At 60.3% G+C, this 267-nt stretch carries 1 protein-coding gene; it reads left to right on the top strand.

What is annotated here, in order from left to right:
* Positions 1–267 (top strand): AIR synthase related protein (locus lacNas_RS10890; RefSeq protein WP_244661461.1); only part of this gene is annotated, 267 nt, incomplete at both ends.

Below are 267 nucleotides of genomic sequence, written 5' to 3'. Positions count from 1 at the left end.
CAACCACCCGACGGCCGTTGAACCTTACCAAGGGGCAGCTACTGGCGTCGGCGGCATCCTGCGCGACGTTTTCAGCATGGGTGCCCGGCCAGTTGCCACTTTGGACTCGCTGCACTTCGGTGAACTTGACGACGCGCACACCCGCTGGCTGTTAAACGAAACTGTTGCCGGCATCGGCGGCTACGGCAACTGCATGGGGATTCCAACTGTCGGCGGCGAGCTGACTTTTGATGACATCTACAAGGGCAACCCGGTCATGAACGCCAT

It is taken from the genome of Lactobacillus nasalidis (genome assembly GCF_016587775.1).
Classification (GTDB): domain Bacteria; phylum Bacillota; class Bacilli; order Lactobacillales; family Lactobacillaceae; genus Lactobacillus; species Lactobacillus nasalidis.
This window is presented reverse-complemented; position numbering and strand designations above follow the sequence as displayed.